This window comes from Kitasatospora sp. NPDC058048, assembly GCF_042885555.1.
Lineage (GTDB): Bacteria > Actinomycetota > Actinomycetes > Streptomycetales > Streptomycetaceae > Kitasatospora > Kitasatospora lactacystinica.
Genome location: NZ_JBHVRT010000040.1, coordinates 17,272 through 31,673 on the forward strand (window position 1 = coordinate 17,272; position 14,402 = coordinate 31,673).

Genomic DNA, 14,402 nt, shown 5'->3' on the forward strand with positions numbered 1-14,402 from the left:
CCGTTCACCGCTCCCGGCCGCCGGTCGCGGCCTTCCCGCCGCGCCGCCGGCCGCCACTGTCTCCGGCCGCACGGCCGCGCTCGCGGCCGCCGCCGTTCCCGGCCTCATTGCCGCTCCCCCGCGCGCAGTTCGGTGGCGATCTGGCGCCGGCCGGCGACCAGCGTCTCCACCACCACACCGAGGCAGACCACCAGGGTCAGACCGACGGTGGGCAGCAGCACCGGCATCACCGCCGGGGCCAGAGTCTCTGCGACCTTGGCTCCGACCAGGGCCGAGAGGTCGAAGGCGCCCCCGAGCAGGGCGACCGCGGCCAGGGCGACCAGGCCGCCGCCGACGGCCGCCGCCAGGGTCTGCGGCAGCGACTCGGCGACGATCAGTGCCAGGCCCTGCCTGGGCCGCAGGCCCATGGTGCGCAGCCGGGCGAGCACCGCCGTGCGGTCCGGCGCGGCCCGCAGCAGCGTCAGCAGCACGGCCAGCAGGGCGAACCCGGCGGCCGCGAAGCCCGAGTACCAGAACAGCCGTCCGGCCGCGTGCTGCACCGGGTCGGCGGCCAGCTCGGCGATCTTGTCGCGGCTGCTGTGCACCGCGTAGCCGGGAGGCAGGCCACCGGAGGTCTTTCCCGCCGCCTTGGCCTCTTCGTTGACCAGTTTGGCGTGCTTCCCCAGATTCGCGCCGCCGCCGATTCCGCTCTCGATCAGCAGGGCGCGGACCCGGACCGGGTCGACGTCGCCGACCGCGAACCACTTGTTCACCTTGGTCGCCCGCTTGAGCTCCGGCAGGTGCTCCGTCGCGGGGCCGACCGGCACCACGACGAACGGCTTGCCGGGGTCCGGCAGGGCGGGCGTGGCGGTGACGACCCCGGCGACGGTGGTGGCCATCTGGCTGCCGCCGGGCGTGCGCACCTGCGGCGCGCCCGTGGCCAGTCGCTCGGCCAGGTCCCGGCTGAACAGCGCGGGCACCGGGCTGTCCTTGCCGCCCGGAGCGGCGGCCAGCCCGGCCGGGTCGTACTGGCCGACCCCGGCCGTACGGGAGATCTCCGCGTAGGCCTCGGGCTCGACCACCACCAGGATGGCGTCGGTGGTGCCCCGGTCGCCGCCGATGAAGGTGGCCCGCTCCTCGATCCAGGCGCCGGTCGCGGCCCGGACGCCGGGCAGTTCGCCGGCCGCCTTGGTGAAGGCCTCCGGCAGGGTCGCGTAGACCGGGACGCTGACGGACACGTCGCCACCGGTGGTGATCCGCGCGGCACGGGTGCGGGACTGGTCCACCGCGGTGAGCACGGTGGCGCCGAAGCCGGTGGCCGTGACGGCGATCAGCAGGGCCAGCAGCGGCAGTGCGGAGGGCCGGCGGCGCCCCGAGTTGTCGCGGGCCGCCCGGACCAGACCGAGGAAGCCGACGAGTCCGCGGCCGCGGCCGGCCAGTGCCGCCAGCCAGCCGACCACGACCGGCTCGATCCGGGCCAGCAGCAGCCCGCCGGAGACGGCGAGCAGCAGCGGGGCGGCCACCAGCAGCGGGTCCACCGCACTGCCCGGGTGGCCGACGCCGCGACGGCGGACCTCGGCCACGGCGGCGGCGGTGACGGCCAGCACGGCGAGCTCGCCGATCACCCGGCGCCAGCCGCCAGCCGCCCGCGGACGCGCCCAGAGCAGCGCGGCCCGGGCCGGGAAGGCCAGGATCGCGAACAGGGTCACGGCGAGTGCGAGCACCACCGAGTTGCCCCAGCGCGACGTGGGCAGCAGCACCAGCGCGAGGGCCGTGCCGAGCACGGCGGCCGGCAGCACCGTCACCGCGCCCTCGGCGAGCAGCCGCAGCAGCACTGCGCCGCGCGAGCCGCCGCGGGCCTGGAGCAAGCGGATCTCGGCGGTGCGCCGGTCCGTGCTGAGCGCCGCGGCCAGACAGAGCACCACGACCGCGACGCCGGCGACCCCGGCGGGCCCAATGGCGCCCAGCGGACCGGCGGCCTGGTAGCGGTCGGCGGCCCGGGCGAGGACGTCCGGCATCAGCGAGGTGGCGTGCAGGTCGGCCCGGAGGGTCGAGTCGACCAGTGCGGTCATGCCGGGGCCGGCCATGTACGAGGCGAGTGTCGCGCGGGTCCGGTCGAGCTGGTCGGCGTGCAGTGCGTCGGGGTCGACGGGCAGCCGCCAGAAGTTCTGGCCGCTCGAACCCCAGCGGGCCAGCGCGGTCAGGCTGCCGCCGTCGACGAAGCCGCTGGTCCAGTACCAGGCGTCATCGCCCTTGAGGCCCAGGCAGGCCCTGGCCGGACAGCCGAGCCCCTCCCAGAACGGGTCCTGGGGATCGTTGACCCGGTAGAGGCCGACCACGGTGCTGCGCAGCACGACGGGTCCGTCGGTGCCGCTCTCGATGACGTCGCCGACCTTGATGTTGACGGCCTCGGCGGCCTGCTGGCTCAGCACGATCGGCAGCGGGCCGTCGGCCGGGGCGGGGCCCGGCCAGGTGCCCGCGGTCAGGGTCGCCCGGTCGGCGAGTCCGTGCAGGTAGTACAGGCCGAGCGCCGGGGTGGCTCTTTCGGAGAGCCGGGTGTACTCCGGGTTGAACATCTGACGCCCGGTCTTGACCCGGGTGCCGTACGCCTGGGCCGACGAGCCCAGCGGGAGGTCCCGTCCGATCCGCTCGCCCAGCTTCCCCTGGATGGCGTCCAGGTCCGCCCCGGTGTCCGCGCGGCCCGTTTCGGCGGTGAACTCCAGGTTGGTGACGCCGGTGCCCAGGCTTCGGGTGAACTCCTGGAGCGCGGTGTCCGCGCTCCGGTCCGCGACGCGCGGGAAGGCCGCCGCCAGGAACACGGTGACGAAGGCGAGGGCCGCCGTGAGCAGCGCGGCCAGCGGCATCGCGCGCAGCCGGGTGCGGACCCAGGGCGCGGGCCGGTGGGCGCGCCCGGGCCCGGACGCGGGCCCCGGCGCGGGGGTGGGCACGGTGGTGCCGGCCTTGGTGGTCACATCTCCTCCACGTGGCGCAGCCGGGAAGCCACGTCTCGACGCCGGCGCCCGAGCAGGAAGGCCGACAGCAGCGGAACGGCGGCGATCGCGGCCGCGAACAGCAGCGCCTGACCGTACGGCAGCTCGACGAGGGCCTCTGGCACCGGGCGGCGGGCGGCCGGGGTCAGCACCACGAAGGGCACGATCAGCCGGACGAGCAGGGCGCCCAGGGCGAGGCCGACGATCCCGCCGAGGCCGACCAGCACCGCGTTCTCGGCGGCGACGGTGCGGGTGACCTGCTTGCGCGGGGCGCCCAGGGCGAGCAGCAGCGCGGAGTCCCGGGAGCGCTCGTGGGCGGAGCCGGCCACCGCGGCGGCGAAGCCGATCGCGGCGAGCACGGCGGTGACGATCGCGATGGCCATCAGCGCGCTCTGCGGGGCGGCGCCGACCGGGTCGCCGAGGAGCCCGTCGGCGACCTCGTCGTAGAGCGCGAGGTCCTGGCTTCCGGGGGCGGCGCGCAGGGCGGCGGCGGCCTCGGCCGGGGCGCGGTCGCCCGGCCCGGTGGCGGGCAGCCACCACTCGGTGCGGGTCGGCAGGTTGCGGTCCTGGGCGGACAGCATCCGGGCGGCCGAGTCGAGGTCCATCACCAGCGCCCGCCGGCCGGCCACCGGCATCGCCTCGATCGCGCCGGTCACCTTCACCGGGACGACGACCCCGCTGAGCGGCACCTGGAGGGTGTCGCCGACCGAGGCCCCGACGGCCTTCAGGTAGTCGCGGGTGGCGACGCCGTTGACGGCGGCGGGCTGGGCCGGCCCGGTCGGGAGCAGCACGGCGCGCACGGAGTCGCCGATGCCGCGGGCGGAGTGGTAGCGGACCGTGAACAGGTTGTCGGCGGCGGCCGCTCCGGAGTCGAGCGCGGCCACCGGCGTGCTGTCCGAGGGGTTGCGGGAGGCCGGGGGCTTGAGGTTCCAGCCGGTGCCGGCCGGCACCGGGACGGCGGTGGAGGGTCCGTCGGCGGTCTCCGCGACGGCCAGGTTCCGCACCACGACATCTCCGTCGCTGCGGTCGCTGAAGGCGACGGTGGCGCCGACCACGGTCAGCGGGGCGGCGACCGAGCCCACCGGGGCGTCGACCAGCGCGTCGAGCCGGATCGAGGAACGGACATCGCCCTTCAGCGGGAGATCGCCGAACGGGACCTTGTGGACCAGGCCGAAGCGGTCGCGCAGCAGCAGCCGGACCTCGGGGTGGACCGCACTGCTGATCCACTTGGCCTGGTCCTGCTGGCTCACCGCGATGTCGGCGTCGATCCGCAGCGGGGAGCCGGGCAGCGGGATGCCGACGGGGGCGGGGGCCGTGAGCGTGCCGAAGACCTCCTTGCCGGTGTGGCCGTCGAGCAGGTCGGAGCGGACCGGGACACGGTCGGCGAAGGCGGCGGCGTCCACGGCCAGCAACTGGCCGGCGCCGCCCGGCAGCGGCTGCTCGTCGCGCACCACCGCGACCAGCCGGTCGCCGCCGGGCAGGCTGCCGTAGCGGCCGCCCTGGCCCATCGGCGCGTTGTGCGAACCGGAGATGCGCAGGCCTCCGCCGGTGGCGAAGGCGGCCTGGTCGCGCTGGGAGGAGGTCCAGGTGGCGTGCTGACCGAGCGCCAGGACACCGGTGGCCACGGCCATGACGAGCAGCAGGACGGGTCCCGTGGCGCGGCCGGGCCGGCGGGCCAGCTGCCAGCCGACCATGGCGGGCCCGAGGCCGCGGCCGCGGGCCGCCGCGCGGGCGCCGAGCCGGGCGACGAGCGGGAGCAGCCGCAGCACCACCAGGGTCCCGGCGCACAGTGCCAGGGTCGGGGTGGCGACCAGCAGCAGGTCCACGTCGAGCCGGCCGGTGGAGTCGGGGGACAGCCCGCCACCGTACTGGTCGAGCTGCTGGTAGGCGAGCACGGCCAGGGCGAGCACGGCGAGGTCGCCGCCATTGCGGGCGACGCCGGAGACCACGGCCTGACGGCGTCCGGCCCGGCGGCGCAGCGCGGCACCGACGCCGCGCACCACGCTGGGCACGGTGGCCAGCAGGATGCAGGCGAACGCGCAGATCACGGCGACCGGCCAGAGCGACCAGCTGATGCCGGTGTCCAGGGCGACCTGGCGGGAACTGCCGAGGCCGGCCAGCGCGCGGACCAGGAACGGGGTCAGCAGTGGAGCGAAGACCGCTGCGGGCAGGGCCAGCAGCAGCGATTCCAGGGCGGTGAAGGAACCGAGCCTGAAGGCCGAGGCGCCGCGCGCGGCGAGGATCTCGTTCTCGGACTCCTGCCGCGCGGCGATCAGGTGGACGACCAGCAGCAGGGCCGCCGCGGCGAGCACCGCCAGCTGGAGGGCGCCGATCAGCAGGGTGGACCGGGCGACCACCATGCTGTCGGACAGCTCGTGCATGATGTCCGGCAGGTCGGTGGTCGCGCCGAGCGAGGCGGTGCCGCGCAGTTCCTCGGAGAGGTGCTGGGCGCGGTTGCCGACAGCCTGCGCGGTGGCCCGGTCGGCGCCGGAGAAGTCGGCGTCCAGCGACCAGCCGACGCCGCCCTGGACCAGGCCGGCCGTGGCGAAGGCGCTCCGGTCGACCATCATCGGGCCGAAGGTGGTGAAGCCGCCGACCTCGATCTCGTGGCCGCCGACCGGGTCGATCCGCCAGTACGGGGCGGTCGGGTCGGTGGCCCGGTAGACGCCGGTGATCCGGACGGTCAGCGGCTTGCCGTCGTTCCGGTCGACGAGCCTGACCTCGGCGGGCAGGGCCGACTCGGTCAGCCCGAGCCGGCGCAGCAGGCTCTGCGGGACGGCGGCCTCCGGGGCGGCGGACTGCACCGGTCCGGTGGCGGCACCCGGCCAGGCGCCGGCCACCAGTTGGAGCCGGCCGCGGTCCAGGTCGGCGAGGACCGTGAGGTCGAGCGGGGCGCCGGGGGCGCTGCCCGCGCCGCTGCCGGTCGCGGGCGTGCCGGTCGCGGGCGTGCCGGTCGCGGGCGTGCCGTCAGCAGCGGCGCCGGAGACCGGCAGGCTGTAGGAACGGCTGCGCGTCAGGCTGTCGGTGTGGACGGGCAGGTCTCCGAAGAGCTTCTGCCGGTAGGCGGCGAGCGCCGCCTCGTCCTTGGACCGCTGGTCGAGCCCGTGCTCACCGGTCACCGCCACCGTGGTCCGGGCGTGACCGGACCCTTGGAGCGCCTGCCGCAGGCCGGCCTCACCGACGCTGCTGTTGAAGGCCACCAAGGCGGTCAGCACAGACGTGGTGATCAGCACCGCAAACAGGACAGCGGCAGCCAGCGGCACTCGCCCGCGCAGTCGGCGCACGACGAAGCCGAGCATCAAGTTCCTCCCCCGGATCTACGTCCCCGGTTGCATCCCCGGGCCCCGCTCATCGATCCGGCCCGAGTACAAATCGGCCACAGACGGACACATCGCGAGCACACCGGCGCATTGACCACCGGCAATCGGTCGCCGGATAGCGGACGATGCTGTCAGATTCGATCCAGGAACGGAAGGGACTTGCGCGAATCAAGTAACCAGTGAGCAAATTCCTTTCATTGATAGCATCCCGGCCGGGGATGCCCCCACTTGAATGCCATGAACACTTCACAACTCCGGCTTCGGCGCGCCCTTTTGACCCGGGACGCCCTCTTCTCGGATTCCCGCCCGGGAAGGTGAACCACCGGAGCAGACATATCCGTAGACCCGGACGGGACCCGGCTACAACCGGGCCGCCACGCCCACAGGGGGGACGCCGCATGACGCAGCATCAGGCCGCCACCGCCGACACCGCCACCACCACCGCCCAGCCGATGGTGGCCGTGACCGATCTCCGCCGCAGCTTCGGCACCGGCGAGCGGACCGTGCACGCCCTGCGCGGCGTGTCGTTCACCGTCGGCCGCGGAGAACTGGCCGCACTCAAGGGCCGGTCCGGCTCCGGCAAGACCACCCTGCTCAACCTGGTCGGCGGCCTGGACACGCCGACCGGCGGCAGCATCGCGCTGGACGGCATCGACCTCGCCGGGCTGGACGAGGACGGTCGGCTCGCCCTGCGGCGGGAGCGGATCGGCTTCGTCTTCCAGTCCTTCGGGCTGATCCCGATGCTCACCGCCGCCGAGAACGTCGGCGTGCCCATGCGACTGCGCAAGGCCCCGGCCGCCGAACGCGAGGAGCGCGCCCACACCCTGCTCGCCCTGGTCGGGCTGGCCGACCACGCCAACCAGCGCCCCGGCGAGCTCTCCGGCGGCCAGCAGCAGCGCGTCGCCATCGCCCGTGCGCTGGCCAACGAGCCCAGCCTGATCATCGCCGACGAGCCCACCGGTCAGCTGGACTCCGAGACCGGCCGCTCGATCATGGAGCTGCTGCGCGCGGTGGTGCGCAGCGAGGGCGTCACGGTGCTGGTCGCCACCCACGACCCGACGCTGATGGGGCTCGCCGACCGGGTGATCGAGGTCCGGGACGGACGGATCGTCGAGGAGGAGACGGAGCGGGCTGCCTAGCGGAGCGGGCCCGGGGTCGTGTCACAGGCGTGGGGATGCGGGGCGCCTCCCCACGCCTCCGGGGCACCGGGGTTCGGGCACCGGAGTTCGGGCTCAGGGCTCACTGCTCTGGGCTCACTGCTCAGGACTCGGCCGGGATGATGGATTGGGCGTGGTGGAACACCTCCTCCCCGTCCCAGTGGGCCTTGATGCGCTGCAGCCGTGGATAGTTGCCCTTGTAATAGAGGCGCGGGTAGGCAGGATCGGGCTGGTCGGCGGTGCCCAGGTCGTTGTCCGGGTAGTTGACGTAGGCGCCGTCCGTCGCGGTGTCGACCTCCGGGACCCCGCCCGTCCCCCGGTAGACGTCGCGGTACAGCCCGCTCAGATAGGCCAGGTGCTTCTCGTCCTCGGCCGGGTCCGTCCAGTACGTCTGGTACTGCAGCTTCATGATCGAGTCGCGCTGCGGGACGGCCGTCTCCTCGGGACGGCGGGTGTTGATCCGGCAACCGTAGGAGTCGATCTGGACCAGCGTGTTCGAGAGGTCCGCCCCCTCGACGTCGCGCATCAGCCAGTCCCGGAAGGCGGCGATCTGCTCCGGCGCGAACGGCTCCCGGTGGTAGGCCGACTTGTACTTGCCGCGCTGGTTGTCGCCCGAGGGGTTGAGCGTCATGGTCGCCTGGAACCAGGGCATCTGGCGCCGCTTGTCCGGGTAGGGCAGGAACAGCCCGCCGGCCGCCCGGGTCTGCACCGTCGATCGCGTCGTCATCCCCTGTTCGACCGCCGCCACGAACGCGTCGAGCGGGCCCGGGTCCTCGCCGTCCCACTGGCTGAACAGGACGACGTTCCCGTTGGAGTGGTGGGTGAGCTTGAGGATCGCGAACAGCCCCTGGTACACCGGCTCCCGCGGGCCGCTGTGCTCGGCCATGAAGGCGCCGAAGTTGGCCACCAGAGTCTCGAAGTCCTCTGGCCGGGCGAGCAGTTCGGCCCAGGGCCAGGCCACGCTGCTCAGCCAGACCCGGGGCGGCGGCCGGGGTACGTCCGAGGCGAAGTGGTACCGGAGCACCACCCCGAAGTTTCCGCCCCCGCCACCGGTGTGGGCCCAGAAGAGGTCCTGCTCGGGCGAGCCCTGCGCGTCCTCGCGGTGCGCCTGCGTCACCACCGCGCGGCCGCCCCGGACGGTGACCACGTCGACCTGGACGAGGTGGTCGACGGTGAGCCCGTGCCGTCGGGAGAGCAGGCCGTACCCGCCGCCGCAGATGTGCCCGCCCGCGCCGACCGAGTAGCAGGACCCGGCGGGCAGGGCGACGGCGTACTCGCGGAACAGCGTGGTGCAGACGTCCCAGTTGGTCGCGCCGCCCTCGACGCCGTACGTGGGCCGGCCGAACTTGTCGGTCGAGGCGGCGACGCCGCGCATCGTGCTGAGGTCGAGGATGACGCCCCCGTCGTTGTCGACGAAACCCTCGTAGCAGTGCCCGCCGCCGCGGACCGTCGGCCGTAGCCCGGCGTCCAGCGCGCGGTTCAGCTCGGCGACCGCGTCCGCCTCGTTGCCCACCAGCCGGATGTACGCGGGGGTGCTGCTCCACCGCTGGTTGAAGCCCTGGGCGAGGGTCCGGTAGCGGGGATCGCCCGGCAGCACCGACCGCCCCCGCGGCAGCTCCCGGTGCGCGCCCCCGGCCGCTGCCGCGCCCGTGGAACCGGCGGTGATCCCGGCGGCCGCCGCACCGGCACCGCCCAGGAAACCCCGCCGGGAGAATTCGTCCTGCATGGCCCGCCCTCACTTTCCCGAGTTCGAGAGAAGCCGGCGGCCCGCACGCTAACACGGATGCCCGGGCGCGGGAATTGGTTATTGAATAGTGTGACAGTACGTCATTTTCCGTACCCCTTACCGGCTGTGACCTTCACGGTCGCACCGGAACGCGATTGTCAGTGGCATGGGCTACGGTCGCCGACGACTCGCAGGAATCCGCTCCACCGGAGGTTCGATGACGATCCACTGCCTCATTCCCCAGGCCTTTCGGGCGCTCCGGGAAATCGCCCGTAAAGCACGATCGTGGTGGCCGGCAGCACCGCCGACCACCACGACCGTCAACTCCTCCCCCGGGTCACCGGGGGCCGTTCCGTCAGACCGCCGGGAAGATCTCCGCGTCCGGCTTCAGCAGCTGGCCGGCGGCCGGCGCGGTGCCGTCCACCAGGTAGCGGGTGACCAGCTTGTTCAGCGCCTGGCTGCGGCCCACGGCGCAGTGCTCGATCGAGTCGACGCTGACCAGCACCGCGTTGCTCAGCTCCTGCTGCATCCGCTGGGCGAACTTGTACTGGGTGGCCGGGTCGTAGAGGTTGCCGATCACCATCACGGTGTTGGAGGTCTTCTTGTTCCACGGGCCGGTGAAGCGCTCGGCGTCCCGGGCCGGGGCCGGCCAGCTCGCGCACGCCGGCGCGTCGAAGGCCTGGTAGCGACCGAAGGTCGGCATGTCCTTCTCCCAGGCCTTCGCCGCGTTCGCGAACACCCGGTCGTTGGAGGGGTACGGCTTGTCCTGGCAGTTGACGGCCAGGTAGGAGTCGTCCGCGGTGTACTCGGAGTCGACCGGGGCCTCCCGCAGGGCCGCCCGCGGGACCTCCACCGAAAGCAGGTTGGCGTCCTCGTCCGAAACGTTCGCCTGCGGGGCCAGCAGGGCGGTCGCGGCCGGCTTCTGGAACACCTGGTAGGTCGCCTGGAGCGACTTGGCCAGCGGGGCGAGCTTGGCCTGCGAGTACAGGGCGCTGGCCACCTCCCCGGTGAAGGTGCTCAGGGTCACCTTGGAGCCGTTCGGCAGCGTGATCGGGCTGGTCCGCAGGTGGTCGCGGAGCTGGTCGAACTTGGCCCGGGTGTCGCCGTCGCCGAAGGCGCAGCGCGGGGCGCCGGCGGCCTGGCAGCGCTTGAGGAACTCGTCCAGGGCGATCTCGAAGCCGTTCGCCCGCTGGCGGTCGTACTCCAGGCCGTTGTGCAGGCGCAGGTCCGGGTCGACGTTGCCGTCGACGATGATCGCGCGCACCTTGTTCGGGTACATGTTGGCGTACGTCGAACCGATCAGGGTGCCGTAGGAGAACCCGGCGAAGGTGAGCTGGGAGTCACCGACGGCGCGGCGCATCCGGTCCAGGTCGCGCACCACGTTGATGGTCGACATGTGCTCGATCAGGGGGCCGGCGTTCTTGCTGCAGGCGTCGGTGTAGTCCTGATCCGCGTCGAGCGTCTCGTTGATCTCGGCCTTGGTGACCGGCACGCCGACCATGCGGTTGGTGACCGCGTCGGCGTCCTCCTGGGTCTTGAAGCACTTGAGCGGGTTGCTCCGGGCCACACCGCGCGGGTCGAAGCCGACCAGGTCGAACTTCGACTGCACCTCGGCACCGAAGCGGGCGGTCGTCGCCCACAGGTAACCACTGCCGCCCGGGCCGCCGGGGTTGAGGAACAGCGAGCCGATCCGCTTCGACGGGTCGCTCGCCCGCCGCCGCATCATGGCGATGCCGACCTTCTCACCCTTCGGGTTGTCGTAGTCCAGCGGCACGGGGTAAACGGCGCAGTCGTAGATGCCGGGGTCCGGCTTGGTCGGGTCGGGGTTGCACGGCGTCCAGGCGACAGGGTCGACCTTCGCCTCGGCCAGACCCGGGGCCTGGTCGATGGGCGCCGCCGACGCGGCGACGGCGGTGCCGGTGACAAGTGCGAGAGCGCAGGTGACCGCTCCGGCCAGCGTGGATATGCGGGACAAGGAACCTCCTCCGTACTGAAAGGGCGGCCCCAGCCTGTCAGCCGGAGATCTCCGTGGGAAGACCTTAGAGCGGCGTAAATCATCCACCCGACACAGAACGCTTCGCGAAATATTCTGTGAATGAACCAACTTGACGGTTGATTGACCTGATGCCTTGTCACTCGAAGTCGTCGGTCGGCCTGGGTTCGGCGGGACCGGGCAGAGCCTCGGATACCCCGGGCGACCACCTCCCTCGGAGCGCCGCTATTGTGCGACCGGCCGCGACGGGCCCTCCGGGATCCACGCCCTGCGGAACCCTCCGTACTCCACGTCCTCGTTGAGCCTGCGGACCATCACGGCGACAAGCTGCACGACACCCTCCCCAGAGACTTCTTGCAGCGCAAGAAGCTGACGTCGAGTGTGGTTCTCTTGCACTGCAAGACTCGCCAGGGCCCGGGCCGCACAGCCCCGGTGGAGCCCATTGGGGTGAAGGAGGAACCGATGCCGACCCGGCGTACCCGCCCACGGACGGGGCTGACCCGCGAGAAGGTCATCGACGCCGCACTCGCCTACGTGGACGAACACGGCCTCGCCGCGCTCTCCAACCGCAAGCTCGGTGCGGCGCTCGGTGTCGAGGGGATGACGCTCTACTACTACGTCCCCAGCAGGGCCGCCCTGCTCGACGGCATGGTGGAGCGCCTGCTGGAGCTGTCGGCGGGAAGCCTGTTCGGCGAGCCCGACGGCCCGTGGACGGAGGCGGTCCGGGACTTCGCCGTCGAGCTGCGCCGACTGCTGCTCGACCATCCGGCCATACTCACCGTGCTGGCCACCCGCCCGGTCGCCACGCCGGTCGCCCTCGCCCTGCTGGAGCGCGGCATCGCCGTGCTCCACGCGGACGGCGTCCCACTCGGCGACGCGCTCGACGTACTCAACTCCGTCGTCCGGTGGACCATCGGGCACACGCTGGGCGAGGCCGGCGAGACGCCCCATCACGCGTGCACCGAGCCCCGGCCCGAACAGTTCGCCGCCCTGGACCGGGAGGCCTACCCCCACCTCGCGCAGGCCTTCACCACCGGAGAAGGGCTCGACTCCGAGCAGTGCTTCCATCGCACGCTGCGCATCCTGCTCGCCGGCTACGCCTCCGAGCTGAGGCACCCGCACGGACCCGATTCCTGATCGGGCGACGGACCGCCGGACGCACTCCCGGCAGCCCCGCCCTGGTCGCGCCGACGAGGCGCGACCAGGGCCGGCGAGGCTCAGCTCGCGACCGCTCCCCGCAGGGCGGCTGCCACCAGCCCCTGGACCGCGTCCGCCCCGGGCTCGCCGCCACCCACCAGGTGCTCGAAGACCAGGCCGTCGATGCAGGCCAGCAGCACGGCCGTCCGCCCGTCGGGGTCGGCCACGCCCTGAGCGGCGAGGAAGTCACGGACGGCGGCACGCCCGGCGTTCTCCCGCGGGACGAGGATCTCGCGCAGCTCGGGATCGCGGACGCTCTCCACCGCGCAGGCGTACCGGGCGAGCGAACGCCGCCGCCCGTCCCCGGACAGGCGGCGCCGCGCCAACTCCGCGATCCCGTCAGACAGCTCCGCCGCCGAACGGACCGGCGCCTGCTCCCCCATGGCGTGCAGTTCGCCCTGATCCAGCTCCACCAGCCGTCGCACCAGCGCGGTGAGCAGGGCCTGCCGGGTCCGCAGGTAGGCCGAGGTGGTCCCGAGCGGCAGCCCGGCCGCCGCGTCGACCGCCCGGTGGGTCAGTCCGCGCACGCCGAGGTCCGCCAGCACGCCGATCGCGGCGTCCGCCAGTACCGTGCGCCGGTCCGGCCGTCCCGCATCGTCCCGCTTCTGGTCCTCGTTTCGCCGCATCCCTCCTTTCTACCGGGGCCGGGTCACCCGCCGCGCACCGCCTCGGTCCGGGCCACCCCTACGACCAAGCGGCCGCGCGGCCGGCCCGCCACCGCGCCACCCACAGCCCCCGCCACTCCGGCCCGCCTCCGTCCACCGACAGCCCCGCAGTACGCTCCTTCTGCAGCTGTAGAAGACGGCACGGCGACACGGGAGGGACCGGGCATGAGCGGCAACAGCGCGGTGGTGGTCGGGGGCGGCATCGGCGGACTGGCGGCCGCCATCGGGCTCCGACTGGCGGGGTGGGACGTGACCGTGGTCGAGCGGGCGGACGTCCTGGAGGATGCGGGTGCCGGCATCTCCCTGGCCGCCAACGGGATGCGCGCGCTCGCGGCCCTGGGGGTCGGCGAGGCGGTCGAGGCGGCCGCCCGCCGCCAGTACACCGGCGGCACCCGGACCCCGGACGGCCGCCGGCTCGCCGCGATGGACGGCGCGGCGCTGGAGCGCGAACTGGGCGCCCCGATCGTCGGGATCCGCCGCGCGGCCCTGCACCGCATCCTGCGCGAGGCGCTGCCCGCCGCCTCCCTGGTCGTCGGCTCCGAGGTGACGGAGGTGGACACGAGCCGGCCGTTCCGGGTCCGGGCCGGCTTCGGCGGCACGACACTGGAGGCCGACCTCCTGGTGGCGGCCGACGGCGTCAACAGCCGTCTCCGGCACCGCCTCTTCCCCGGCCACCCCGGCGCCACCCACAGCGGTTCGACGGTGCTGCGGGCGATCACCGAGCGTCCGGTCGACGGCCTGAAGGCCGACTTCGAGCTGACCTGGGGCCACGGCGCCGAGTTCGGCCACATCGCGTTCCCGGACGGCACCGCCGAGTGGCACGCGGTCCTGAACGCCCCGGCCGGGGTCCGCTACCGGGACCCGCTGACCGAGGTCCGCCGCCGCTTCGCACGCTGGCACGAGCCGATCCCCTCACTGCTGGCCGCGACCCGGCCGGAGGCGGTGCTGCACCATGACGTCAACGAGCTGGCCACGCCGCTGCCGTCCTACGTGTCGGGCCGGATCGCACTGCTCGGCGACGCGGCGCACGCCATGACGCCCCACCTCGGCCAGGGCGCCTGCCAGGCACTGGAGGACGCGGTGACCCTGGCGGCGTTGCTCACCGGGACCCGGACGGTCGAGGGCGCGCTCGCGCGTTACGACGCGGCCCGGCGCCCGCGCAGCCAGGCCGTGGCCCGCGATGCCCGCCGGGCCGGCCGGCTGGGCCAGCAGCTCGCCCACCCGCTGGCGGTCGGCCTGCGCAACGCCGCGGTCCGGCTCACCCCGCCCGGCGCGATGGTCCGGACCGTCCTGCGGCACGCCGACTGGACGCCGCCCAGGATCGCTCCCCGTGCCGCCTAGGCATCAGTCCGTGGTTCGACTTGACCGGGAATCA

At 73.6% G+C, this 14,402-nt stretch carries 8 protein-coding genes; 3 read left to right on the forward strand and 5 right to left on the reverse strand.

The annotated features are described in order from the left end of the window. Positions 1-104 precede the first annotated feature (104 nt). The gene (locus tag ACFVVA_RS32505) at positions 105-2,951 is read right to left on the reverse strand and encodes a hypothetical protein (RefSeq protein WP_387694340.1); all 2,847 of its coding nucleotides are present in this window, start codon (positions 2,949-2,951) and stop codon (positions 105-107) included. Next, positions 2,948-6,268 carry an FtsX-like permease family protein gene (locus ACFVVA_RS32510; RefSeq protein ID WP_387694341.1) on the reverse strand — a complete coding sequence of 1,107 codons (3,321 nt, stop codon included), beginning with the start codon at positions 6,266-6,268 and terminating at the stop codon, positions 2,948-2,950. Before ACFVVA_RS32510 ends, ACFVVA_RS32505 begins: the two co-directional genes overlap by 4 nt. 419 nt (positions 6,269-6,687) lie before the next feature. On the opposite strand from ACFVVA_RS32510, the gene ACFVVA_RS32515 reads away from it, so the two are divergent. After that, positions 6,688-7,428 (forward strand): ABC transporter ATP-binding protein, encoded by a 741-nt coding sequence (locus ACFVVA_RS32515; RefSeq protein ID WP_387694342.1) that lies wholly within the window; start codon positions 6,688-6,690, stop codon positions 7,426-7,428. 121 nt (positions 7,429-7,549) lie between these two features. On the opposite strand, the gene ACFVVA_RS32520 is transcribed toward ACFVVA_RS32515, so the two are convergent. After that, a complete protein-coding gene (locus ACFVVA_RS32520; RefSeq protein ID WP_387694343.1) occupies positions 7,550-9,172 on the reverse strand; it encodes an FAD-binding oxidoreductase in 1,623 nt (540 codons plus the stop codon). A gap of 355 nt (positions 9,173-9,527) precedes the next feature. Beyond that, positions 9,528-11,147 carry an alpha/beta hydrolase gene (locus ACFVVA_RS32525; RefSeq protein ID WP_387694344.1) on the reverse strand — a complete coding sequence of 540 codons (1,620 nt, stop codon included), beginning with the start codon at positions 11,145-11,147 and terminating at the stop codon, positions 9,528-9,530. Positions 11,148-11,627: 480 nt separating this feature from the next. Between ACFVVA_RS32525 and ACFVVA_RS32530 the strand changes: the two genes are divergently transcribed. Then, positions 11,628-12,302, forward strand: a complete 675-nt coding sequence (locus ACFVVA_RS32530; RefSeq protein WP_387694346.1) for a TetR/AcrR family transcriptional regulator C-terminal domain-containing protein — start codon at positions 11,628-11,630, stop codon at positions 12,300-12,302. Between the two features lie 80 nt (positions 12,303-12,382). Here the strand turns inward: ACFVVA_RS32530 and ACFVVA_RS32535 are convergent, their stop codons facing one another. Further along, complete coding sequence (locus ACFVVA_RS32535; protein ID WP_387694347.1) at positions 12,383-12,988, reverse strand: TetR/AcrR family transcriptional regulator; 606 nt, start codon at positions 12,986-12,988, stop codon at positions 12,383-12,385. Between the two features lie 204 nt (positions 12,989-13,192). Between ACFVVA_RS32535 and ACFVVA_RS32540 the strand changes: the two genes are divergently transcribed. Continuing rightward, positions 13,193-14,368, forward strand: a complete 1,176-nt coding sequence (locus ACFVVA_RS32540) for an FAD-dependent monooxygenase (RefSeq protein WP_387694348.1) — start codon at positions 13,193-13,195, stop codon at positions 14,366-14,368. Positions 14,369-14,402: the final 34 nt, after the last annotated feature.

Bases quoted from the DNA above. Each gene is read 5' to 3' on its own strand.
- ACFVVA_RS32520 (WP_387694343.1), bottom strand. From the start codon at position 9,172: ATGCAGGACGAATTCTCCCGGCGGGGTTTCCTGGGCGGTGCCGGTGCG.
- ACFVVA_RS32510 (WP_387694341.1), bottom strand. From the start codon at position 6,268: ATGCTCGGCTTCGTCGTGCGCCGACTGCGCGGGCGAGTGCCGCTGGCT.
- ACFVVA_RS32515 (WP_387694342.1), top strand. From the start codon at position 6,688: ATGACGCAGCATCAGGCCGCCACCGCCGACACCGCCACCACCACCGCC.
- ACFVVA_RS32535 (WP_387694347.1), bottom strand. From the start codon at position 12,988: ATGCGGCGAAACGAGGACCAGAAGCGGGACGATGCGGGACGGCCGGAC.
- ACFVVA_RS32530 (WP_387694346.1), top strand. From the start codon at position 11,628: ATGCCGACCCGGCGTACCCGCCCACGGACGGGGCTGACCCGCGAGAAG.
- ACFVVA_RS32540 (WP_387694348.1), top strand. From the start codon at position 13,193: ATGAGCGGCAACAGCGCGGTGGTGGTCGGGGGCGGCATCGGCGGACTG.